Origin of the sequence: Arthrobacter sp. STN4 (assembly GCF_024539665.1) — a bacterium.
Lineage (GTDB): Bacteria > Actinomycetota > Actinomycetes > Actinomycetales > Micrococcaceae > Specibacter.
In genome coordinates, this window is sequence record NZ_JAKZGX010000011.1 from 18,341 (window position 1) to 40,565 (window position 22,225).

General features: G+C 69.1%; 21 protein-coding genes. 17 read left to right on the forward strand and 4 right to left on the reverse strand.

The window, feature by feature from the left end; translation table 11 throughout:
* Nucleotides 1–106: 106 nt before the first annotated feature.
* Nucleotides 107–892 (reverse strand): peptidylprolyl isomerase, encoded by a 786-nt coding sequence (locus MMF96_RS09925; RefSeq protein WP_176615867.1) that lies wholly within the window; start codon nt 890–892, stop codon nt 107–109.
* 249 nt (nt 893–1,141) lie between these two features.
* On the opposite strand from MMF96_RS09925, the gene hisS reads away from it, so the two are divergent.
* Nucleotides 1,142–2,539 carry a histidine--tRNA ligase gene (gene hisS, locus MMF96_RS09930; protein ID WP_256883449.1) on the forward strand — a complete coding sequence of 466 codons (1,398 nt, stop codon included), beginning with the start codon at nt 1,142–1,144 and terminating at the stop codon, nt 2,537–2,539.
* A 58-nt stretch (nt 2,540–2,597) separates the two neighbouring features.
* A complete protein-coding gene (aspS, locus tag MMF96_RS09935; protein WP_256883450.1) occupies nt 2,598–4,361 on the forward strand; it encodes an aspartate--tRNA ligase in 1,764 nt (587 codons plus the stop codon).
* 77 nt (nt 4,362–4,438) lie between these two features.
* Here the strand turns inward: aspS and MMF96_RS09940 are convergent, their stop codons facing one another.
* Nucleotides 4,439–5,740, reverse strand: a complete 1,302-nt coding sequence (locus tag MMF96_RS09940) for a hypothetical protein (RefSeq protein ID WP_256883451.1) — start codon at nt 5,738–5,740, stop codon at nt 4,439–4,441.
* 151 nt (nt 5,741–5,891) lie between these two features.
* Here MMF96_RS09940 and MMF96_RS09945 point away from each other — a divergent pair, with 151 nt between their 5' ends.
* Nucleotides 5,892–6,704: a GNAT family N-acetyltransferase gene (locus tag MMF96_RS09945; RefSeq protein ID WP_256883452.1), complete on the forward strand. Its 813-nt coding sequence runs from the start codon at nt 5,892–5,894 to the stop codon at nt 6,702–6,704.
* A gap of 28 nt (nt 6,705–6,732) precedes the next feature.
* Here the strand turns inward: MMF96_RS09945 and MMF96_RS09950 are convergent, their stop codons facing one another.
* A complete protein-coding gene (locus tag MMF96_RS09950; RefSeq protein ID WP_256883453.1) occupies nt 6,733–7,380 on the reverse strand; it encodes an acVLRF1 family peptidyl-tRNA hydrolase in 648 nt (215 codons plus the stop codon).
* A 43-nt stretch (nt 7,381–7,423) separates the two neighbouring features.
* On the opposite strand from MMF96_RS09950, the gene MMF96_RS09955 reads away from it, so the two are divergent.
* From MMF96_RS09955 to nusB, 14 genes are all read left to right on the forward strand, one after another.
* Complete coding sequence (locus tag MMF96_RS09955; RefSeq protein ID WP_375141424.1) at nt 7,424–8,947, forward strand: replication-associated recombination protein A; 1,524 nt, start codon at nt 7,424–7,426, stop codon at nt 8,945–8,947.
* A 185-nt stretch (nt 8,948–9,132) separates the two neighbouring features.
* Nucleotides 9,133–9,759: a 30S ribosomal protein S4 gene (gene rpsD / locus MMF96_RS09960; protein WP_176615873.1), complete on the forward strand. Its 627-nt coding sequence runs from the start codon at nt 9,133–9,135 to the stop codon at nt 9,757–9,759.
* A gap of 135 nt (nt 9,760–9,894) precedes the next feature.
* Nucleotides 9,895–10,269 carry a DUF948 domain-containing protein gene (locus tag MMF96_RS09965; RefSeq protein WP_176615874.1) on the forward strand — a complete coding sequence of 125 codons (375 nt, stop codon included), beginning with the start codon at nt 9,895–9,897 and terminating at the stop codon, nt 10,267–10,269.
* Nucleotides 10,270–10,372: 103 nt separating this feature from the next.
* The gene (locus MMF96_RS09970; RefSeq protein WP_256883454.1) at nt 10,373–10,609 is read left to right on the forward strand and encodes a hypothetical protein; all 237 of its coding nucleotides are present in this window, start codon (nt 10,373–10,375) and stop codon (nt 10,607–10,609) included.
* A 93-nt stretch (nt 10,610–10,702) separates the two neighbouring features.
* Nucleotides 10,703–13,381 (forward strand): alanine--tRNA ligase, encoded by a 2,679-nt coding sequence (gene alaS, locus MMF96_RS09975; protein ID WP_256883455.1) that lies wholly within the window; start codon nt 10,703–10,705, stop codon nt 13,379–13,381.
* Nucleotides 13,382–13,387: 6 nt separating this feature from the next.
* On the forward strand, nt 13,388–14,008 hold the full coding sequence (gene ruvX / locus MMF96_RS09980) for a Holliday junction resolvase RuvX (RefSeq protein WP_176615877.1): 621 nt from the start codon (nt 13,388–13,390) through the stop codon (nt 14,006–14,008).
* The gene (mltG, locus tag MMF96_RS09985; RefSeq protein WP_256883456.1) at nt 14,005–15,303 is read left to right on the forward strand and encodes an endolytic transglycosylase MltG; all 1,299 of its coding nucleotides are present in this window, start codon (nt 14,005–14,007) and stop codon (nt 15,301–15,303) included. Before ruvX ends, mltG begins: the two co-directional genes overlap by 4 nt.
* Nucleotides 15,304–16,200: a shikimate dehydrogenase gene (locus MMF96_RS09990; RefSeq protein WP_176615878.1), complete on the forward strand. Its 897-nt coding sequence runs from the start codon at nt 15,304–15,306 to the stop codon at nt 16,198–16,200.
* Nucleotides 16,201–16,229: 29 nt separating this feature from the next.
* Nucleotides 16,230–17,429, forward strand: a complete 1,200-nt coding sequence (aroC, locus tag MMF96_RS09995) for a chorismate synthase (protein WP_176615879.1) — start codon at nt 16,230–16,232, stop codon at nt 17,427–17,429.
* On the forward strand, nt 17,429–18,007 hold the full coding sequence (locus MMF96_RS10000; RefSeq protein ID WP_176615880.1) for a shikimate kinase: 579 nt from the start codon (nt 17,429–17,431) through the stop codon (nt 18,005–18,007). The genes aroC and MMF96_RS10000 overlap by 1 nt, the downstream gene beginning before the upstream one ends.
* Nucleotides 18,008–18,012: 5 nt before the next feature.
* The gene (gene aroB / locus MMF96_RS10005; protein ID WP_218062965.1) at nt 18,013–19,095 is read left to right on the forward strand and encodes a 3-dehydroquinate synthase; all 1,083 of its coding nucleotides are present in this window, start codon (nt 18,013–18,015) and stop codon (nt 19,093–19,095) included.
* Entirely contained in the window at nt 19,096–19,596 is a 501-nt protein-coding gene (locus MMF96_RS10010; protein ID WP_256883457.1) for a tetratricopeptide repeat protein, read from the forward strand.
* 93 nt (nt 19,597–19,689) lie between these two features.
* Nucleotides 19,690–20,253 carry an elongation factor P gene (gene efp / locus MMF96_RS10015; RefSeq protein ID WP_176615883.1) on the forward strand — a complete coding sequence of 188 codons (564 nt, stop codon included), beginning with the start codon at nt 19,690–19,692 and terminating at the stop codon, nt 20,251–20,253.
* Complete coding sequence (gene nusB, locus MMF96_RS10020; RefSeq protein ID WP_176615884.1) at nt 20,253–20,699, forward strand: transcription antitermination factor NusB; 447 nt, start codon at nt 20,253–20,255, stop codon at nt 20,697–20,699. The genes efp and nusB overlap by 1 nt, the downstream gene beginning before the upstream one ends.
* Nucleotides 20,700–20,805: 106 nt before the next feature.
* Here nusB and MMF96_RS10025 read toward each other — a convergent pair whose 3' ends face one another.
* The gene (locus MMF96_RS10025) at nt 20,806–22,110 is read right to left on the reverse strand and encodes a PrsW family intramembrane metalloprotease (RefSeq protein ID WP_256883458.1); all 1,305 of its coding nucleotides are present in this window, start codon (nt 22,108–22,110) and stop codon (nt 20,806–20,808) included.
* Between the last annotated feature and the right edge of the window lie 115 nt (nt 22,111–22,225).

Consider the following 22,225-nt stretch of genomic DNA (forward strand, 5'->3'; position numbering starts at 1 on the left):
GTCGATGGAAGTCTGGCAGGAAAAAATCGTTGATCGATGTGGCCGGGATCGAACGTGCTGCGGTCCCGGGGGCGCGCTGGCGCCTGGACGGGGTGGCCTTTTGAAACTACTTCAGCGTAAACGAGTCTATCGTCACCTTGGTCTTGGGTGCACCGTCCCCGGCCCCGGAGGCGCCCGGGGTGATGCCGCCGGCGGCAATCTTCTCCACTACGTCAAGGCCGCTGGTGACCTTGCCCATGAGGGTGTAGCCGCCGTCGGTCTGGGGAAGCGTGGTGTCCTTGTACGTAATGAAGAACTGCGTGCCGTTGCTGTAGGTGCTGGCGCCGCGGGCCACCGCGATGCTTCCGGCCGGGTAGAGGCCGTTGGCGGGGGAGTTTTCCACCGGGCCCCACTGGTAGTTCGGGTCGCCGGCGCCGTCGCCGTTGAGCGAGCCGCACTGCAGCAGCGCAAAGTTGGAGGAGTCCGTCAGGCGGTGGCAGGTCTTGCCCTTGAAGAAGTTGCTGTCCGCGAGCGACTTGAAGACGGCGGCGGCCTGCGGCGCCTTGGTGCCGTCAATTTCCACGCCCATCGGCTGCCCGTTCAGCGTCAGCGTGCCGGTGAACGTCTTGCCGGCCGCGGTGGCCGCCTTGGGGACGGTGGGGCTGTTGGTCCCAGCCGCCGTGGGGGACGCGCCGGCGGTGGGGGTGTTCGTGGCAACGGAGTCGTTCTTCGGGCCGGAGAAGACCGTCAGGGCAAGGACCACGGCGACGGCGATGGCCACGGCCATGGCCGCGGCGGCAATGATGTTGTCGCGTTTGCGGCGGGCCAGCTGGTCCTGGTGCATCTGCCGGTTGGCAGCCAGCCGGGCCATGCGTGCCCTGGCCTCCCGGCCGTCCTTTTTGTTGTTAGCCAACGGTGCTTCTCCATGGTTTCGTCGCGTGTTCCGGGCCTGCACGCCGTGCATGGGACCGGAGCTGGTTGGGGACGGCGGGCCAAACCTTATAAAATGGCAGCCGGATGTCAGTTTACCCATGGATCTGCGCACCTGAGGCCGGACACGGTGGCGGCATCCGCAGCGCAATCACTTCGTTACCAGGACCGTCCCCTGCCACATTTGCCGGGGACGCGCCGTCCTGCACCCCTTGTTAGGAGAGTTCCACCCATGGCACGCAATGCTTCCCTGTCAGGTTTCCCCGAGTGGCTGCCACAGGAGCGGCTGGTGGAGCAGCATGTGTTGGACACGCTCCGGCGCACCTTTGAACTGCACGGCTTCAGCTCCGTGGAGACCCGCGCGGTGGAAACCGTGGGCCAGCTGCTGCGCAAGGGCGAGATCGACAAGGAAGTGTATGCGCTCTCCCGCCTCCAGGACGACGACGGCAACGCCTCCTCCAGCGCCAAGGAGGACCCCAACCAGCTGGCCCTGCACTTTGACCTGACGGTGCCGTTTGCCCGGTACGTGGTGGAAAACGCCGGCTACCTCTCCTTCCCGTTCCGCCGCTACCAGATCCAGAAGGTGTGGCGCGGCGAGCGCCCCCAGGAGGGCCGTGCCCGGGAGTTCACCCAGGCGGACATCGACGTGGTGGCCGACGGCGTCCTGCCGTTCCGCTACGATGTGGAACTTGCGCTGGTCATCGCCGAGGCGCTGTCCGCCCTGCCGATCCCCGCCTTCAAGCTGCGCATCAACAACCGCAAGCTGGCCGAGGGCTTCTACCGGGGCATCGGCCTGGCCGACACCGCCGGGGTGCTGCGCAGCATCGACAAGCTGGAAAAGATCGGCGCAGAGGCCGTGGCCGGGCTGCTTAAAAGCGAACTCGGCGCCAGCGACGAACAAGCCGCGAAGGCCCTGGCGCTGGCGTCCATCCGCACCGAGGACACGTCCTTCGCGGCGCAGGTGCGCTCACTGGGCGTCACCGACGAACTCATGGAGGAGGGCTTGGACGAATTGGAGCAGGTCATTGCCGCGGCCGTGCGGAGCGCACCCGGCTCCGTCGTGGCGGACCTCTCGATCGCCCGCGGCCTGGACTACTACACCGGCACCGTCTACGAGACGGTGCTGGTGGGCCACGAGCAGCTCGGCTCCATCTGCTCGGGCGGGCGCTATGACGCACTGGCCCACAAGGGCAGCCGCAAGTTCCCCGGCGTCGGGCTTTCCATCGGCGTCACGCGCCTGGTTTCACGCATCCTCAGCCAGGAATTCGCCACCGCATCCCGCGCCGTACCCACCGCCGTCCTGGTCGCCCTGGCCGACGAGGACTCCTGGCCCGCGGCGCAGGACGTCGCGGCCGCCCTGCGTGCCCGCGGCATCTCCACCGAGGTGGCGGCCAAGGCAGAGAAGTTCGGCAAACAGATCAAGTATGCGGACAAGCGCGGCATCCCGTTCGTCTGGTTCACCGACGGCGACGGCGCCCACCAGGTCAAGGACATCCGCTCCGGCGAGCAGCTGGCCGCCGATCCCGCTGCCTGGATGCCCCCCGCCGAAGACCTGCACCCGCAAATCGTCACGGCGCAGGGCCGCGCAGCTGAAGCGGCGCGCGCTGGCGATTCACCGGTAAGCTTCTAGACAAACCATTTTTTGCGGCCCCGCAATGCGGCCGTCCACCACCATTGAAAGGAATGCTGTGCTGCGCACACATGACCTGGGCTCCTTGCGGGCTGAACACATTGGACAGACTGTAACCCTCGCGGGGTGGGTTGCCCGCCGCCGCGACCACGGCGGCGTCGCGTTCCTTGACCTGCGTGACGAGACAGGTGTGTCGCAGATTGTCGTCCGCGAGGAGGAAGTGTTCCACGCGCTGCGCAACGAGTATGTGCTCAAGGTCACCGGCACCGTCTCCCGCCGTCCCGACGGAAACGAAAACCCGGCCCTCGCCACGGGCGGGATCGAAGTCGTGGCCGATGACGTCGTCGTGCTCAACGAGGCCGCGCCGCTGCCCTTCCAGCTGGACGGGCATGTGGAAGTTGGCGAGGAAGCGCGCCTGAAGCACCGCTACCTGGACCTGCGCCGCCCCGTCATGCAACGCAACCTGCGGCTGCGCTCCGAAGCCAACCGCGTGGCCCGCACCCTGTTGCACGAGCACGGTTTCGTGGAAATCGAGACGCCCACGTTGACCCGTTCGACGCCGGAAGGCGCCCGTGACTTCCTGGTCCCCGCCCGCCTGGCGCCAGGTTCCTGGTATGCGCTCCCGCAGTCCCCGCAGTTGTTCAAGCAGCTGTTGCAGGTGGGCGGCTTTGAGAAGTACTTCCAGATCGCACGCTGCTACCGCGACGAGGACTTCCGCGCCGACCGGCAGCCCGAGTTCACGCAGCTGGACATTGAGGCGAGCTTTGTGGACCAGGACGACATCATTGCCCTGGGTGAGAAGATTGTTGCCGCGCTGTGGCAGCTGATCGACGTGGAAATCCCGACGCCGATCCAGCGCATGACCTACCGCGATGCGATGGCCCGCTACGGCTCCGACAAGCCGGACCTGCGCTTCGGCCTGGAACTGAGCGACCTGACCGAATTCTTCAAGGACACCGGCTTCGGCGTCTTCAAGGCACCTTACGTTGGCGCCGTGGTCATGCCGGGCGGGGCCTCGCAGCCGCGCCGCCAGCTGGACGCATGGCAGGAATGGGCCAAGCAGCGCGGCGCCAAGGGCCTGGCCTACGTCCTGTACAAGGAGGACGGCGAACTGGCCGGCCCCGTGGCGAAGAACCTGACCGACGCCGAGCGTGCCGGCCTGGCCGAGGCCGTCGGGGCGAAGCCCGGCGACTGCATCTTCTTCGCCGCCGGCGAGGTCAACCCCTCGCGGGCCCTGCTCGGTGCCGCCCGCGTGGAGATCGGCCACCGCACCGGCCTGATCAACCCCGCCGACTGGGCCTTTGTCTGGATCGTGGACGCGCCCATGTTTGAGCGTGCCGCGGACGCGGTGGCTTCCGGCGACGTCGCCGTGGGCAGCGGCCAGTGGACGGCCGTCCACCACGCCTTCACCTCGCCCAAGCCCGAGTTCATGGACACCTTTGACAAGGATCCGGAGAGCGCGCTGTCCTACGCCTACGACATTGTCTGCAACGGCAACGAGATCGGCGGCGGGTCCATCCGTATCCACCAGCGCGACGTCCAGGAGCGCGTGTTTGAACTCATGGGCCTGGACAAGGAGGCGGCGCAGACGAAGTTCGGCTTCCTTCTCGAGGGATTCAAGTTCGGTGCGCCGCCGCACGGCGGCATTGCCATTGGCTGGGACCGGGCCGTGTCCCTGCTGGCCGGCATGGACTCGATCCGCGACGTCATTGCCTTCCCGAAGTCCGGCGGCGGCTACGACCCGCTGACCGCGGCGCCCGCCCCGATCACGGAGCAGCAGCGCAAGGAAGCCGGCGTGGACTTCAAGCCCGAGGTCAAGTAGGCGCCCCGTACAGTGCCCCGACAGGTGCCGGCCCCCGAGCGGGGGGCCGGCATTTTTTGCTCCAACGCCGGCCCCGCCTACCGTCCTTCAACCGTGAGGCCCGCCAGGACGCCCGCCAGTTCCGGAACGGCGTGCACGACGCCGGAGGGGACGCCGGCCGCTGTCACGGAACCGCCCACGGTGATGGAGCCGAGGCCGCCCTCCAGCTCCATGGCCGGCACCCCCGCCCCCTCGGTGCGGACGTCCCCGCCCACTGACACCGTGCCGATGCGCCCGCCGGGCTTGATGCTCAAGGCGATGGCCGACAGGGGGAGCAGTACGCCCTTGACGAGTGATTCGCCCGTGCCGCCCTCCGTGCGCAGGTCTGCCCGGATGGTCAGCCGGGGCAGCTCACGGCTGACCTGCACGCCCACGGAACCGTCACCGTGGGTCGTGATGGAGTCGAATACGGCCTCGCGCAGGGTGCCGTCGTAGACGTTGAAGCCGCGCGCGCCCAGGCCAAATGTTTCCACCGGCCCGTCGACGGTCAGGGTGCCGATGGCGCCAAAGTTCACAAAGCCGATCCCGCTGGGCCCCCATGACGTCACGGCGCCGTGGGCGTACCAGGCCGTGACGACGCCCCAATTGTCCAGGACCATGTCGTTTTGGCCGTAGGTGGTGGTGGTGCCCAGGTTGCGGACCTCCGCGACGTTGGCGCCGCTGATGACAAACACCCCGCCGCTGATCAAATCCGGCGTCCCGGGGGCAATGCCGCCGTTGGAAAAGACGTCGCCTGTGCTCAGCAGCTCGACGTCAACCGTCCCGCCGTCCGCCTTCCCCGCAGTGTCGCCGTGGCCGCCGACAAACACGCCGCCGCCGTGCACCGGCTCGCCGGCGCTGCCGGCCGAGATGCGTTCCAGGCGCGCCGTGAGCCGCACGGCAGGGTCCGGTTGGCGGTTCCAGACGGTAAACGCGCCCTGCAGGGCCTCCACGCCGAACCCTGCGGGCCGGTCGAAGCGCCCTCGTGTGTCGGCCGCGGTGACGTGGACGCCGTCGGCCTCGATGCGCCCTGAACGGACCTGCCCGTCCGCTGCGAGGAAGACCTGTCCGGTGGTGGTGACGTTGGCCAGCGACAGGGTGCCCAGTGCGGTGACGGTGGTGTCGTTATGGATGGCCACCTCATGCGGCGCCGTGGTGATGGTGGTGTCCTGCACCGTGTTGTTGCTCGTGAGCCGCAGCCCCTTGGCGCCAAAGGCCAGGCTGCCGCCGCGCAGCGACGCGCCGGGCGGCAGCGTCAACGACGGCATGCCGCGCAGGCTGCCGACCACTTCCACCGCCAGGTTCCCGGAACCGAACGCGTCCGCCAGTTCCTGCGCGCTTGTCACTTTTGTCCATTCCATGCTGACCGCCCCTTGGATGACTTCCGCCGTGCTGGATGGCCGCCTGCCCGCAATCCGAGGGCAGTGGCTTGGTGAAACTCTAGTTCGTCTCCGGGACGGTGGGCAGGGGCGGGAGGAAATTTCCGGCGGGCAGCGCACGTAACATGGTGCCATGACCCACGCCGCCCCTCCGCCCGCCGCACTGGACGAGTTGGAAGCCTTGATGGACCGGGCCTGGCCGGCACCCGTGCGGGAGGTCCTTGACGGCTGGGTCCTGCGTTCCGCCGGGTCCGTCACCCAGCGGGCCAATTCGGTGTGGCCCGCCGCCGCGCCGCCGGACCTGGAGGCGGCGTTCCGGGAAGCCACCGCCTGGTATGCCACCCGCCGCCAGCCGGTCATCTTCCAGCTGACGGACCGGCCGGAAAATGCTGCCGTGGCCCGCCTGCTGGACCGGCACGGCTATTCACGCCAGTCGGAGACCCTGATCATGACGGCGGCCGGGCCGGGCGCCGCGCCCGTATCCGGCCCGGCGGCGGGCATCGGCACGGCGCCCGGTGTGGCAGTCAGCCTGGCGGACACACCGTCGGAGGATTGGCTGGACCTGTGGTGGCGCGTGGACGGCAGGGGCGGCGCGGCGGAGCGCCACCTGGCACGGTCCATCATCCAGGGCACGCCGTCCCTGTACGCGTCGGCGGTCGACGGGCAGGGGACGGTCATGGGCACCGGGCGGCTGAGCCTGCTCGACGGCTGGGGCGGCGTGTACTGCATGGCCACCCATCCCGGGTTCCGCCGGCAGGGCATTGCCTCGGCGGTCCTGGACGCGCTGCTGGGCGCCGGGCGGGAGGCCGGGGCAGCCCGTTTTTGGCTCATGGCCACCGAGGCCAATGCCGCGGCGCGGGCCCTGTATGAATCGGCCGGATTCGCGGAGGCCGGCCGCTACCACTACCGGCAGGCGCCGCTGCGGCGGGCACCCCCGGCCTGCTGACCCGGCACGCCGGTCCGCCCGGGGCGCGCTAGGCCGGCGGGTCGGTGACGCGGATCCGGACGGCACAAAAGTCGGCCGCCGCCCGGGCCAGCACCGCCAGGTTGGGCCCGCCCACCGCGAGGGGGGCCAGCCGCGGCCGGGCCGCGTAGGGCCGCAGGGCCGGCTCCGCCAGCACGGCCTCCACCAGCGCCTTGTCGCCGCCCGTGGCCAGGTATTCAAAGGTGTGTCCGTGGAAAATCCGGGCAGCGTCCGCGGCCGCCTTGGCCACGAGCGAATCGGCCTGGTTCGCGCGGCGCCGGGCAAAACGGTGCTGTGACTGGCCGCCCGCGGCGGTCTTCGACTGCACATACTTGCTGCCGCACTTGTGCCCCAGCAGCTCCCCGCCCACCGCAACGCCCACGGCATAGCCGCCCCGGCGCACCAGCACCAGGCCCAGGGTCCGCTCCTGCGACGCCAGCGATTCCAGCCGCTCCAGCAGGCCGGGCCCGCGCCCGGGGCGCCCGTCCTCGGGCCACGGCGGGGCGAACACCGCCTCGGCGCCGTCGCGCATGCCCAGCCTGACGCCGTCGTCCGTGTCCGCCAGCGAGTCGCGGCCGCCGTGGCCGTCGGCGAACCGGGCCACCCAGCCGGACAGGCGGTTGGCGGGAACGAAGGCGGTGCGGCTCGGCTCTCTCACGCCTGCCACGATACCGCCCGCGGGCGGCCGATAGGCTAAAGGGGTGACTGACCTCTTTGACAGTGCGTTCGGCGACGATGACGGGGACGACGCCGGCACCCCCTCCCTGGGCGGGACCCCCGCCGGCGGTTCGCGGCCCCGCAGCCCCCTGGCCGTGCGGATGCGCCCGCGCACCCTCGACGAGGTGGTGGGCCAGCAGCACCTGCTCGGCGCCGGATCCCCGCTGCAAATGCTGGCAGCAGGCGGCAGCAGCGGGGGAGCGGCCGGCCCGGCCTCGGTCATGCTCTGGGGCCCGCCCGGGACGGGGAAGACCACGCTGGCCCATGTCATTGCCCGCGGCCCGGGCAGGAAGTTTGTGGAACTGTCCGCCATCACCGCCGGCGTCAAGGACGTCCGCCGGGTCATGGACCAGGCGCTCACCGACCGTGACCTGCACGGGCGCACCACGGTGCTCTTCCTCGACGAGATCCACCGCTTCAACAAGGCCCAGCAGGACGCGCTGCTGCCCGGGGTGGAAAACCGCTGGGTGGTGCTGATCGCCGCCACCACCGAAAACCCGTCGTTTTCCGTGGTGGCGCCGCTGCTCTCCCGCTCCATCCTGCTGACCCTCAAGCCCCTGACCAACGCCGACATCCAGGGCCTGGTGGAGCGCGCAGTGGCCGATCCGCGCGGGTTGGACGGCCTGGTCACGCTCACCGACGAGGCGCTGGACCACCTGGTCCGGCTGGCCGCCGGCGATGCCCGCCGTGCCCTGACCACCCTGGAGGCCGCCGCCGGCGTGGCACTGTCCGAGGGCGGCCTGCCGGACGCCGGCACCCCCGTGGAAGTCGACCTCGCCATTGCTGAGCGCGCCATTGACGCTGCCGCGGTGCGCTACGACCGGGCCGGGGACCAGCACTACGACATCATCAGCGCCTTCATCAAGTCGGTGCGCGGCTCCGACGTCGACGCCGCCCTGCACTACCTGGCCCGGATGCTGGAGGCAGGGGAGGACCCGCGCTTCATCAGCCGCCGCATCATGATCTCCGCCGCCGAGGACGTGGGCATGGCCGACCCCACCGCGTTGCAGACGGCCGTTGCCGCAGCCCAGGCCGTGGCGCTCATTGGCATGCCCGAGGCCCGGATCATCCTGGCCGAGGCCGTGGTCCACGTGGCCACCGCGCCCAAGTCCAACGCCGCCTACAACGGCATCAACGCCGCGATCGCGGATGTCCGGGCCGGGCGGGGCACCATGGTCCCGGCCCCGCTGCGCGACGCCCACTACGCAGGGTCCGCCGGCCTGGGCCACGGGAAGGGCTACATCTACTCCCACGATTCGCCCCACTCCATCGCCACACAGCAGTACCCGCCCGACGACCTCGTGGGACGCGACTACTACCAGCCCACGGGAAACGGACTGGAACGGGACCTCACGGTGCGGGTGCAACGCCTGCGCGAGATCATCCGCGGCCAGGCCCAGGGTCCCGGCAAGGCCCAGGGTTCCGGCAAGGCCCAGGGTTCCGGCCAGGCCCAGGGTTCCGGCCAGGCCGGGACCGCTGCGTCGAACAGGCAAGGCCGCGGGTGGTAGAGTTGATGGCGCACTGGCAAGCCCCGGCTCCATGCCCAACCCCAGGAACTTTTGATGCGGCCCCGGCCGCCCCAACCTGTGCGGATGGCCATGCCCGGGTGCTGCAGCGAAAGGGCGGCAACAGCCCCAACTCTCCACCATGGAGGCCAGGACACACAGTTGTTGCAAATATTGGAAGGACACAAGTGGCTAACAGCACACGTGCCCGCCGGCAGGCCCGCCTTTCGCGGTCCCTCGGCATTGCTCTGACCCCCAAGGCAGCCAAGTACCTTGAGCGCCGCCCGTACGGCCCCGGCGAGCATGGACGCGCCCGCAAGAAGCAGGACAGCGACTACGCCGTCCGCCTCCGCGAAAAGCAGCGCCTGCGCGCCCAGTACGGCATCCGCGAAGCACAGATGACCCGTGCCTTCGAGGAAGCCAAGCACACCAAGGGCATGACCGGTGAAAACCTGGTCGAGATCCTGGAAACCCGTTTGGACGCCCTGGTCCTGCGTGCCGGCTTTGCCCGCACCACCGCCCAGGCACGCCAGCTGGTTGTGCACCGCCACATCATGGTTGACGGCGCCCGCGTGGACCGTCCCTCGTTCCGCGTTGCCGAGGGTCAGCTGATCCACGTGCACCCGCGCAGCCAGACCATGGTTCCGCTGCAGCTTGCTGCCGCCGGTGCACACCGCGATGTACTGCCCGCCGTTCCGGCCTACTTGGACGTGAAGCTGGAGAGCCTGCAGGCCCGCCTGGTTCGCAAGCCCAAGCGCGTCGAGGTTCCCGTAACCTGTGAAGAGCAGTTGGTCGTCGAATTCTACTCACGCTAAATTTCTGGCGGAACGTAGGGCCGGCACTGTCCGGTTCGACACCTTGGGAGCAGCCCGCGGCACTCGCCGCGGGCTGCTTTTTAGGTACAGTACCTATGGGTAACATTCAGATCAACGGAAATGAGGCGGCCCTCCATGACTGGTGGAGACATTGCGGGACTGATTGCAGCGGCGGTATTTGCCATCCTGGTGGCGCTGCTGGCCGTGCCCATCGTCAAGCTCGGCAAGGTGCTTGACGAAATCCGCACCACCATCCGGCAAATCGGGGACGGCACCACGCCCCTCATTGACGAGGTCACCAACACCGTGGCCACCACCAACACGCAGCTGGGCAAGGTGGACGGGATCTCCAACAACATCTCCGACGCCACCGCCAACATCTCCGCGCTGTCCTCACTGTTTGCCGCCACGCTGGGCCAGCCGCTGATCAAGGTCGCGGCGTTCTCCTACGGCGTCCGCCAGGCGTTTGCCGGGCGGAAGAAGCCCGTCCGGGCCCGCCGCAGCCGCTAGGGGGCGGTGCGGACCACCCGGAAAACGCCGCCCCCGGCACCGCCGTGCAACGCGGAGCCGAAAGGGACGGAACCCGGGAGTACGTTTTGAAGGGAAAGCACGCATGAAGAAGATATTTTGGCTGGGCGTCGGCATCACCATCGGCGTGGTGGCCGCCCGCAAGCTCGCCGCCGCCAGGGGGGCCGTCGGGCCCGAGGGCCTCAACCGTGCCGTGGGCCGTGCGTCCGACGCCGTCCACGACTTCGCCGACGCCATGCGCCAGAACATGGGGCAGCGCGAAGGGGACCTCCGGGCAGCCCTCGGACTGGACGCCGAACGCCCCGTGGGACCGCGCCACTAGCGCCCCTGCCCCGCAGCCGGGCCGCGCGCCTGCGGCGGGACCAACACAACAGACTTTTTTGCCACAGAACCATTGAAGGAGCCACCAGGCACGATGAAATCCCACGAAATTGCAGAGCGCTGGATCGAATTCTTCACCAGCAAGGGCCACACGGCCGTGCCCTCGGCGTCGCTGATCTCGTCGGATCCGTCCCTGCTGTTCACGGTGGCCGGCATGGTGCCGTTCATCCCGTACCTGACGGCCCGCGAGGAGCCGCCGTACAAGCGCGCCACCAGCGTGCAAAAGTGCATCCGCACCGCAGACATCGACGAGGTCGGCAAGACGGTCCGGCACGGCACCTTCTTCCAAATGTGCGGCAACTTCTCCTTCGGGGACTACTTCAAGGAAAAGGCCATCCCGTTCGCCTGGGAACTGCTCACCACGCCCGTGGCCGACGGCGGCTTCGGCCTGCCCGTGGACAGGCTGTGGGTTACGGTCTACACCGAGGATGAGGAAGCCCTGTCCATCTGGCGCGACGTGGTCGGCGTCGCCCCCGACCGCATCCAGAAGATCGGCAAGGAGGACAACTACTGGTCCACCGGCCAGCCCGGCCCGGCCGGCCCCTGTTCGGAAATCTTCTACGACCGCGGTGCGGAGTATGGCGTTGAGGGCGGCCCCATCGCCGACGAGACCCGCTACATCGAGATCTGGAACCTCGTGTTCATGCAGTACCAGATCGACAACGTCACCTCCAAGGTCGACTTTGACGTCGTCGGCGAGCTGCCCAACAAGAACATCGACACGGGCCTGGGCCTGGAACGCCTCGCCATGATTCTGCAGGGCGTGGAGAACATGTACGAGACCGACCAGGTGCGCCCCGTCCTGGACAAGGCCGCCGCACTCTCCGGCAAGCAGTACACGTCCACCGAGGACCCGGCCGACCCGCACCACACCGACGACGTGCGCCTGCGCGTGGTGGCCGACCACATCCGCTCTGCGCTGATGCTCATTTCCGACGGCGTGACGCCCTCCAACGAGGGCCGCGGCTACGTGCTGCGCCGCCTGATCCGCCGTGCCGTGCGCGCCATGCGCCTCCTGGGCGTGGAGACGGCCGTACTGCCCGAGCTGCTGCCCGTCTCCCGCGACGCCATGAAAGGCGCCTACCCGCTGGTGGAAGACGACTTCGCCCGCATCGCCCGCATCGCCTACGCCGAAGAACGGGCGTTCCTGCGCACCATCGCCAGCGGCACCGCCCGCCTGGAAGAGGCCGTGAAGGAATCCAAGGCCGCCAACACGCCGCTTTCAGGCGCCGAGGCCTTTGCCCTGCACGACACCTACGGCTTCCCGATCGACCTGACCCTGGAAATGGCCGGCGAGGCCGGCCTGGCCGTGGACGAGGCCGGCTTCCGCACCCTCATGCTGGAGCAGCGCGACCGCGCCCGCAAGGACGCCAAGAGCAAAAAGAGCGGCCACGCGGACCTGACCGTGTTCCACGAGCTGCTGGCCCAGGGGGAGACGGTGTTCACCGGGTACACCGAACTGGAGGGCGAAGGGCGCGTGCGCTCCATCCTCTCCCACGGCGCCCCCGTCGCCCACGCCGCCACCGGCGACGAGGTGTCGATCGTCCTCGATGAGACGCCCTTCTATGCCGAGGCCGGCGGGCAGGCCGCGGACACGGGGCTGATCACCGGCGACGGCTTCGTCGTCGAGGTGCTGGACGTGCAAAAGCCGGTCAAGGGCCTGAGCGTCCACAAGGCCATCGTGCGTGAAGGCGAACTCCCTGCCGACGCCCTGGTGCGTGCCGCCGTCGACCGTGAACGCCGCCATGCGGCCGAACAGGCGCACACCGGCACCCACATTGTGCACGCCGCCCTGCACCAGATCCTCGGCCCCGAAGCGCTCCAGCGCGGCTCGTTCAACAAGGCCGGCTACCTGCGCTTCGACTTCTCCTGGGGCGAGGGACTCAGTGCCGCGACCCGCTCGGAGATTGAGGAAGTCTCCAATATCGCCATCCGCAACAATTACCGGGTCAACACCACCGTCATGGACCTCACCGCCGCCAAGGCACTGGGCGCCACCGCGCTGTTCGGCGAGAACTACGGCTCCGAGGTGCGCGTCGTGGAGATCGACGGCGCGTGGTCGCGCGAACTGTGCGGCGGCACCCACGTGGACAGCACCTCACGCATCGGCTCCCTGACCCTGCTCGGCGAGCAGTCCGTGGGCTCCGGCAACCGCCGCGTGGAAGCCTTCGTCGGCATGGACGCCTTCCGCCACCTGGCCGCCGAGCGCGCCCTGGTCTCGTCGCTGACGGACATGCTCAAGGTCCCCTCCAACCTGCTGCAGGAACGGGTGGCCGCAACCCTGGCCAAGCTCAAGGCCGCCGAAAAGGAGCTCGAGCGCCTGCGCAGGGAACAGCTCAGCGCAGCCGCCGGAAACCTGGCGGGCACGGCCGTGGATGCCAACGGCGTGACGGTGATCGCGCACGACGCCGGGCAGGTCTCCGGCGCCGACGACCTCCGCGCCCTGGCCCTGGACCTGCGCCGGCGCCTCGGCTCGGCGCCCGCCACGGTGGCCGTGGCCGGGGCCGCCAACGGCCGTCCCGTGATCCTGATCGCCACGAATGAAGCCGCCCGCGACGCCGGCGTGAAGGCGGGTGCGCTGGTCAAACTGGCCGCAGGGGTCCTCGGCGGCGGCGGCGGCGGCAAGCCGGACGTGGCCCAGGGCGGCGGCACGGACGTGGCGGCCATCCCGGCCGCCCTGGCCGCAGTCATGAACGCCGTCAAGGACCGCTAGGACCGCATGGAGCAGCCGGAACACCTGCACGGAGTGAAGCTGGGCATCGACGTGGGCATGGTCCGCGTCGGCCTGGCTTCCTGCGACCCCGACGGCATTCTTGCCACGCCCGTGAAGACGCTTTCGCGGGATGTGAAAAAGAACTCCGACGTCCGCGTGGTGGTGAAGGAGGCAGCCGCCCGCCACGCCGTGGAGGTGTTTGTGGGGCTGCCCCGGACGCTCAAGGGCACCGAAACCGCCTCCGCCAGGATGGCCCGCGACTATGCCGGGCTGCTCGCCGCGGCGCTGGCTGGGGCCGGCCTGGACGTGCCGGTCAGGCTCATCGACGAGCGCCTGACCACCGTCACCGCCCACCAGGCGCTGCATGCGGCTGGCATTGGCAGCCGTGATCATCGTAAACTGGTGGATCAAGCAGCGGCCGTTGGAATTCTCCAACAGGCCCTGGACATGCAGAAGGCGCGCAACCAAAGCGTTGGCGAACTCGTGCATGCACCACAGCCGGGCACCTTGGGGAATGCCAATCCGTCCGAGGAAAAAGAAGGTTCGGCCATCTCCGATTCAATGTCTGTGCCACCTGTCGGGACCACCCGGCCGCAGGGGAACACCAACGGGGGGTCCGCACAATGAGCGGGCGCACCGGGGGCCATCACGCAGCCCACCTGGCCGACAGCCATGGGGAGGCCATGGAGTCCGGGCCGCACTGGTCCGAGGAACACGACCTCCCCGTGGAGGGCGCCTGGCAGGAGCCCGGCTACGCCGCCGGCCATGCGGCAGGGTACCCGGCCTGGGAGCAGGAGGAGGCGGCCCCGTTCTTTGACGAGCACCCCCTGCCGTCCCGCCGCAGCGCCCGCGTGTCCAAGCGCGTCCGGCGGCGGCGCCGCACGGCCGTCTTCCTCGTGGTCCTGGCCCTCTTCGCCGTCGTCGTCTTCTTTGTGGTGCAAACCGTCAAGCCCATGCTGGGCGGGCTCCAGGCCGCGGACTATCCCGGACCGGGCACCGGCACGGTGCAGGTGGTGGTGCCCGAAGGCTCCTCCGCACGCGACGTGGCCCAGGAGCTGCGCACCCAGGACGTGGTGGCCAGCGAACAGTCCTTCCTGGATGCCCTCGACGCGGCCAACGGTGCCGGTTCCCTGCAACCGGGCTCCTTCAAGATGCGCAAGCAGATGAAGTCCTCCGATGCCGTGTCGATCCTGCTCTCCATTGACGCCGCCAAGGTGCACTATGCGGCCGTGGACCAAAACCTGCGGATCGGTGAAACCCTGGCCGTGCTGGCCAAGAGTACCGGCATCCCGGTCGCCGAGTTTGAAAAGCTGGCCAATGAACCGGCCTTGTTCGGCCTGCCCGCGAAGGCCAAAAACCTGGAGGGCTATCTCGCACCCGGGGAGTACCGTTTCCCGGTCAAGCTCGGCGCCAAGGACATCCTGGCCCAAATGGTCAGCGCCACCAAGGCCAACCTGGCCAAGGCCGGCGTCACCGACCAGGCCCAGCAGTACCGCGACCTGACGATTGCCAGCATCCTGGAGTTTGAGGGCAACGAGGCCAACTATGGCAAAATTTCCGGCGCCATCGAAAACCGCATCAACAACCCCAACGGGGAAACAGGCGGGCGGCTGGAATCCGATGCCACCGTCGCGTACGGGCTGGGCATCAAGACGTACAACATCACGGATGCCCAAAAGGCGGACAAAAAGAACCTGTACAACACCTTCGCCCGCCCGGGCCTGCCGGTGGGACCCATCGGCTCGCCCGCGGCGGCGTCCATCGAGGCGGCGGCGCACCCGGAGAGCAACCCGTACTACTTCTGGGTCACGGTGAACCTGAAGACGGGCGAAACCCTGTACTCCACCACCTATGCGGGACACCTGAAGAACGTGGCCAAGTACACGGCCTGGTGCGCCGCCAACCCGGGGGAATGCAAGTAAATGGCGCATGCGCTTCAAGGGGCCGTGCTGGGGCACCCGATCGGTCACTCCAAGTCACCGGTGATGCACCGCAGCGCCTATGCCGAACTCGGGCTTGACTACCGCTACAGCGCCGTGGACCTGGAGGTCCCGGCGCTGGCGGCCTTCCTGGAAGAGGTCCGCGCCGACGGCAACTGGTACGGCCTCTCGGTGACCATGCCGCTGAAGAACCGGGCCGCCGAACTCGTGGACACGCTCACCCCGGCCGCCCGCGCCCTGGGCTCGGTCAACACCGTGGTGGTCACCCGCACGGACGACGGCGGCACCCACCTGTTGGGCGACAACACGGACGTTGCCGGACTCGTCAATGCGCTGCGCCACGCCGGTGCCCCCGAGCTGCCCAGGGCTGCCGTGCTTGGCGGGGGAGGGACCGCCGTCTCCGCCGTCGCCGCCCTGGCGGAACTGGGCGCCCCCGCCATCGACATTTACGTGCGCAACCCGGACAAGGCGGCCGCCACGCTGGAGGTGGCCCGCAGGTTGGGCGTGCCGGCGTCCCTGTTGCCCTATTCGGGCGCGGCGGCCGCCCTCGCCGGGTACGGCGTCGTCATCTCCACCCTTCCGCCCCACGCCCCGGACGCGTTGGCCGCGGACGTCGCAGCCGCCGGGGCCGCCACGGCCGGGCACTGCCTGCTCGACGTTGCCTACGACCCCTGGCCCAGTGCGCTGGCCGCTGCCTGGGAAAGGTGCGGCGGAACGGTGGTTCCCGGGATTGAGATGCTTTTGTACCAAGGCGTGGAACAGGTCAAACTGTTCGCCGCGGCCGGCGGTTTTGCGGACGTGGCAGGCCGGCGCGCCGCCGGCGTGCTGGATGTGATGTGCGACGCACTTGGGCTCAGCCGGCGCCCCCCGCACAATTAGCCCCGGCAGAACATGGCAGGATGGACGATATGTTGCGATGGTTGACGGCCGGGGAATCACATGGACCGGCCCTTGTGGGAATTATCGAAGGCGTTCCGGCCGGGGTGGAGCTCACCAGCGCCCTGGTGCGGGATGCGCTGGCCCGGCGCCGGCTCGGTTACGGCCGCGGCGCGCGGATGAAGTTTGAGCAGGACGTCGTCACCATCCTGGGCGGCGTACGCCATGGGCTGACCCAGGGCGGGCCTGTTGCGATCCAGATCGCCAACTCCGAATGGCCCAAGTGGGAACAGGTCATGTCGGCCGATCCCGTGGATCCCGCCGAGCTGGCCGAGCAGGCACGCAACGCGCCCCTGACCCGCCCCCGGCCCGGCCACGCGGACTTCACCGGCATGCAAAAGTACGGCTTCGGCGAGGCCCGCCCCGTCCTGGAACGCGCCAGCGCCCGCGAAACGGCCACCCGCGTGGCCCTGGGCGTGGTGGCCGCGCAGATCCTGGCCGCCGCCGGCGTCCACCTGGTCAGCCACACCGTCCAGATTGCCGGCGTGGCGTCCCCGGCGGATGCCGCCGTCCCCACCTTCAACGACGTCGCCGCCCTCGACGCCGACCCGCTGCGCTGCTTTGACGCGGCCACCTCCGCCGCCATGGTGGCCGAGGTCGACGCCGCCCACAAGGAAGGCGAGACCCTCGGCGGCGTCGTCGAGGTCCTCGCCTACGGACTGCCGCCGGGACTGGGCAGCTACGTGCACTGGGACCGCCGCCTCGACTCCCGCCTGGCCGGGGCCCTCATGGGCATCCAGGCCATCAAGGCCGTGGAAGTGGGGGACGGCTTCGCCACCGCCGCCCGCCGCGGGTCCGCCGCCCACGACGAAATCGTGCGCGATGCCACGGGCAAGGTCATGCGCACCTCCAACCGCGCCGGCGGCATTGAGGGCGGCATGAGCATCGGCGACGTCCTGCGTGTGCGGGCGGCCATGAAGCCCATCGCCACCGTGCCGCGCGCGCTGAAAACCATAGACGTGGCCACCGGCGAAGCCGCCAAGGCACACCACCAGCGTTCGGACGTGTGTGCCGTGCCGGCCGCCGGCGTCGTGGCCGAGGCCATGACGGCCCTCGTACTGGCCGAAGCACTCGTGGAGAAGTTCGGCGGGGACTCGATGGCCGAAACCCGGCGGAACATGGACAGCTACCTGGCCGCCATCCCGGCCAACCTGGACACACTGGGGAATTGATGGCAGCGGGCACGGGTCCATCCGGGGAGCCGCAGTACCGGCCGGAGCGCCCGATCGCCATGATCGGGCCCATGGCCGTGGGCAAGTCCGTGATCGGCGCCGAACTGGCCCGCAAGCTCGGGATTGACTTTGTCGACACCGACCAGCGGATCGTGGCCAGGCACGGGGCCATCCCGCGCATTTTTGCCTCCCGCGGCGAACGGCACTTCCGCCAGCTGGAGGCGCGCGCCGTGGCCGATGTCCTGGACACGCAGCAACCCAAGGCCGTGGTGCTCTCCCTGGGCGGGGGCGCCGTGCTTGACACCGGCACGCAGCAGCTGCTGGCCCGCGCCACCGTCGTTTTCCTGCGGGCCACGGTGGAAACCGTGAAGGACCGCATCATCCGCAACACCGGCCGGCCCCTGCTGGCGGCCGATCCCCTCGCAGCCTGGTCCCGGCTGGCGGCAGCCCGCGGCCCCGTCTACGACCGCCTGGCCGACCTCACGCTCGACGTCGGCAAGTCAAGCGTGCCGGAGCTGGTCGACCAGCTCGTTGCCCTCCTGGCCGCTGAATCAAGGAAAGAGAACACCGCACCGTGAATGCAATGAACACCGTCATCAAGGTCACCGGCACCGCCCCCACCGACAACTACGACGTTGTGGTGGGCCGCGGCCTCCTGGCCCAGCTCCCCGGCCTGCTGGGGGAGCGGGTCAAACGGGTGCTGGTGGTCCACCCCCGCGCGCTGCGGGCCACGGGCGAGGCGGTGCGCGAAGACCTCGCGGCCGCCGGGTTCACCTCACTGACCGCGGAGATCCCCGACGCCGAGGAAGGCAAGCACATCCAGGTCGCCGCCTTCTGCTGGCAGGTCCTGGGACAAAACGACTTCACCCGCTCGGACGCCATCGTCGCCGTCGGCGGCGGCGCCGTGACCGACCTGGGCGGATTCGTCGCCGCCACCTGGCTGCGCGGGGTCAAGGTGGTCCACCTGCCCACCTCCCTGCTGGGCATGGTGGATGCCGCCGTGGGCGGAAAGACGGGCATCAACACCGCCGAAGGCAAGAACCTGGTGGGCGCCTTCCACCCGCCGGCGGGCGTGCTGGCGGACCTGGACACCCTGGACACGCTGCCGCCGAACGAACTCCTCTCCGGCATGGCCGAGGTGGTCAAGTGCGGCTTCATCGCCGATCCCGTCATCCTGGACCTGATTGAAGGCAACCCGGAGGCCATCAAGGACCCGCGCTCGGACGTGCTGCGCGAGCTGATCGAACGCGCCATTGCCGTCAAGGCCAAGGTGGTCTCCGCGGACCTGACGGAGCAGGGGCTGCGTGAGACCCTCAACTACGGCCACACCCTCGGCCATGCCATCGAACACGCCGAACGCTACTCGTGGCGGCACGGCGCGGCCGTCTCGGTCGGCATGATGTTCGCCGCCGAGCTGGCCCGCAGCGTGGGCCGTCTCAGCGACGCCGACGCCGACCGCCACCGCAGCATCCTCGAGCTCATGGGCCTGCCCCTGAGCTACCGGAAGGACCGCTGGCAGGCACTGCTGGACGGCATGCGCCGGGACAAGAAGACCCGCGGGGACCTGCTGCGCTTCGTGGTCCTGGACGGGATCGGCCGTCCCGGCATCCTGGACGTGCCGGACCCTTCGCTGCTCTTCGCCGCCTACCAGGAGATTGCAGCCTAGATGGGACTCAAGGACTGGCCCTTCGCGGGATTCCCGGGCACGGCGGTAAACCCCCACACCCTGCTGCCGGAAGTGGTGGATGAGGAACAGTGCGCCGCTGCGCTGGAGGAATCCGGGGATGCGGCCGACCACGTCTTCGTGCTGCTGGCCCGCGGACTCCACGCCGAGGCCGCGGAGATGGCGGCCGACGCCCGCCTGCTGGACCCCGAATCGCTGCGGCTGCAGGTCCTGGACGCGGAGGTGCTGCGTGCCGGGGGGCAGTTTGACCGGGCGGAGCATGTGCTCAAGGCGTTGCTGCCCACCGTGGGGGACCCGTCCATGGGGGCCTGGATCAACCAGCAGCTGGGCAAGGTGTTCTTCTGCAACGGCAACTACCCGGCCGCGGCGCGCAGCTTCTCGGCGGCCCTGGACCAGCGCGTGGCGGCCGGGGCGGACGCCGCGGCCATCTATTCCTCCACCGTTTCCCTCAAGCGCGCCCTGGACCTGGAGGAGCGCGGTTAGCAGGCACGACCACCGGGAACTGCGGGACGCGGGCACCCGATGCTGTAACATGGTCAAGGGATTTTTGATAACACTTATACGTTAGAGGCTACTGTGGCAACGACCAACGACATCAAGAACGGCACTGTTCTCAAACTTGAAGGACAACTCTGGAACATCATCGAGTTCCAGCACGTCAAGCCCGGCAAGGGGGGTGCGTTCGTCCGCACCAAGATGCGCAACGTCCTCTCGGGCAAGGTTGTCGACAAGACCTTCAACGCCGGCCTGAAGATCGAGACAGCCACCGTCGACCGCTCGGACTACGAGTACCTGTACCAGGACGGCGAAGACTTCGTGTTCATGGACACGCACAACTACGACCAGCTGACCGTGCCCGCCTCCGTGGTGGGCGACGCGACCAACTTCATGCTGGAAAACCTCCATGTCACCATCGCCCTCCACGAGGGCAACCCGCTCTACCTGGAACTGCCGCCGTCAGTCCAGCTGCGCATCACCTACACGGAGCCCGGCCTGCAGGGGGACCGGTCCTCGGCCGGCACCAAGCCCGCCACCGTGGAGACCGGCTACGAAATCCAGGTGCCGTTGTTCGTGGAAAACGAAACCCTGGTCAAGGTCGACACCCGTGACGGCAGCTACCAGGGACGAGTCAACGAGTAGTGGCCGGCAGTCAAAACGGCCCCTCGGGCAAGCCGAACTCGGCACGCAGCAAGGCCCGCCGCCGGGCCCTTGACATCCTGTTCGAGTCCGAGCAGCGCGGCGTCACGGCATTTTCGGCGCTGACCGCACGCCGTGAAAAGACTGACCAGATCATCAACCCGTACACGGTTGACCTGGTCGAGGGCGTCAGCGCCATGCAGGAGGAGATCGACGAACACCTGCAGACGTATTCGCAGGGCTGGACGCTGGAGCGCATGCCCGCCGTCGACCGCATCATCCTGCGCCTGGGCGCCTGGGAACTGCTGTACAACAACGACGTCCCGGACGCCGTTGCGGTCAGCGAGGCCGTCGAGCTGGCGAAGGTGCTCTCCACGGACGAGTCTCCCCAGTTCGTCAACGGGCTCCTGGGCCGCCTGCAACAGGTCAAGCCCACCCTGCTCGCCTAGCGTCCACCGGCCCACGCCCAACTGGGTGCCAGTTGTTGCGGATTCATCAACTTTTATCAGTTGATCACCCGCAACAACTGGCAACCAGTTGCGTTTAAGGGCCCGCTCAGGGGTGCTGGCGGGCCTGCCAGGCCGCGGCGCCGTGACGGCCCAGCAGCTCGCTGCGGGCGGCCGTGACGGCGTTGAGCAGCTGCAGCTCCTGCGCCTGTGCGGCGGCGAGACGTGCCGCCGCGGCGCCGCCCGCGCCGCCCTTGGCATCCACCAGGATCCGCTGCCGTGTGAATGCCAGCCTGGTGGCCAGCCGGATGAACTCCCGCATGACCTTCTCGGCGCCGAAGGTCTTGGACCACGCCAGCGCACGACGCCGGCCCGCACCGGAGGCGAGCATCGGCACCTCGGGCTGGCTGAACCACCCGGACGGGACGTAGTCGGACAGGCGGCGCCGGGTCAGCCTGGCCTCGGCCCGGCGCAGGAAGATGATGCCGGTGATGCACAGGACAAAGATGGGCACCTGAAGCAGCAGGTACAGCACGAAGAAGTTGCCGTGGATGAACGTGAGGCTGTTCCACAGGCCGTGCAGCAACATGGCGGGGACCAGGCCCACCACCCAGGCGACGAGCACCATGGCGGTGCCGCCGTGGCGGGCTGCATAGCCCACACAGGCGCCCAGGGCGCCGGTGAACATGACGTGCGCGAACGGGGACATCAGTCCGCGCATGACGAAGATCCCCAGAAGGCCGCCGGGCTGGCCGCCGCTTTCGTTGAAGGCCTGCCCGAAGTAAAGGATGTTTTCGGTGAAGGCGAAGCCGGCGGCAATGATGCCGGCGTAGACCACCCCGTCCACGGGGCCGTCAAAGGTGCGCCGGCGCAGAAAGAACAGCAGCAGGACGCCGGCGCCCTTGCAGACTTCCTCCACCAGCGGGGCCTGCACCACGGCGCCGACCATGCCGGGATCGGCGGAGGCATTGGAGGCGATCAGCAGGGGCTGCACCCAGCCGCCCACCACCAGCGCGGTCACCACGGACATGCCTGCACCCCAGCAGAAGCCCAACGCCAGTGCCGACTTCGGCTCCGGCTCCCACCGGTCGATCCACACCAGCGTCAGGACGCAAATCGCCAGGGGGATCAGGGCCAGCGCCCCGCAGACAAGAAAAACGCTCGTGCCGATGGAGAAGGAAAATACCACCAGGGTGCCCAGGGCCACGACCACGAAGAGGCACAGCACGATGATGTTGGTCACCTTCGCCGTGGGCGTGCGCCGCTTGGCACGGTGCGCGGGCGGTGCCGGATGGGCCCAATATGCGGGGGCGGGGGTCAGCTGGGAGCCCGGGGCGCCCCCGGGCGGCTGCACCGGCCCGCCGCCCTGCGGATGCTGCCACTGCTGGTCACGCCAGTTTCCCGGTTCGGTCATGCGCCTAAGCCTATAGCGGCCGGGCGGCCCCGCGCGGAGGCCCGCGGCGGCGGCCGGGGAGCCGTGGCGGGCCTGCCGGCGGCGGGAGCTGCCGGGGAGGAGGGGAGGCACGCTG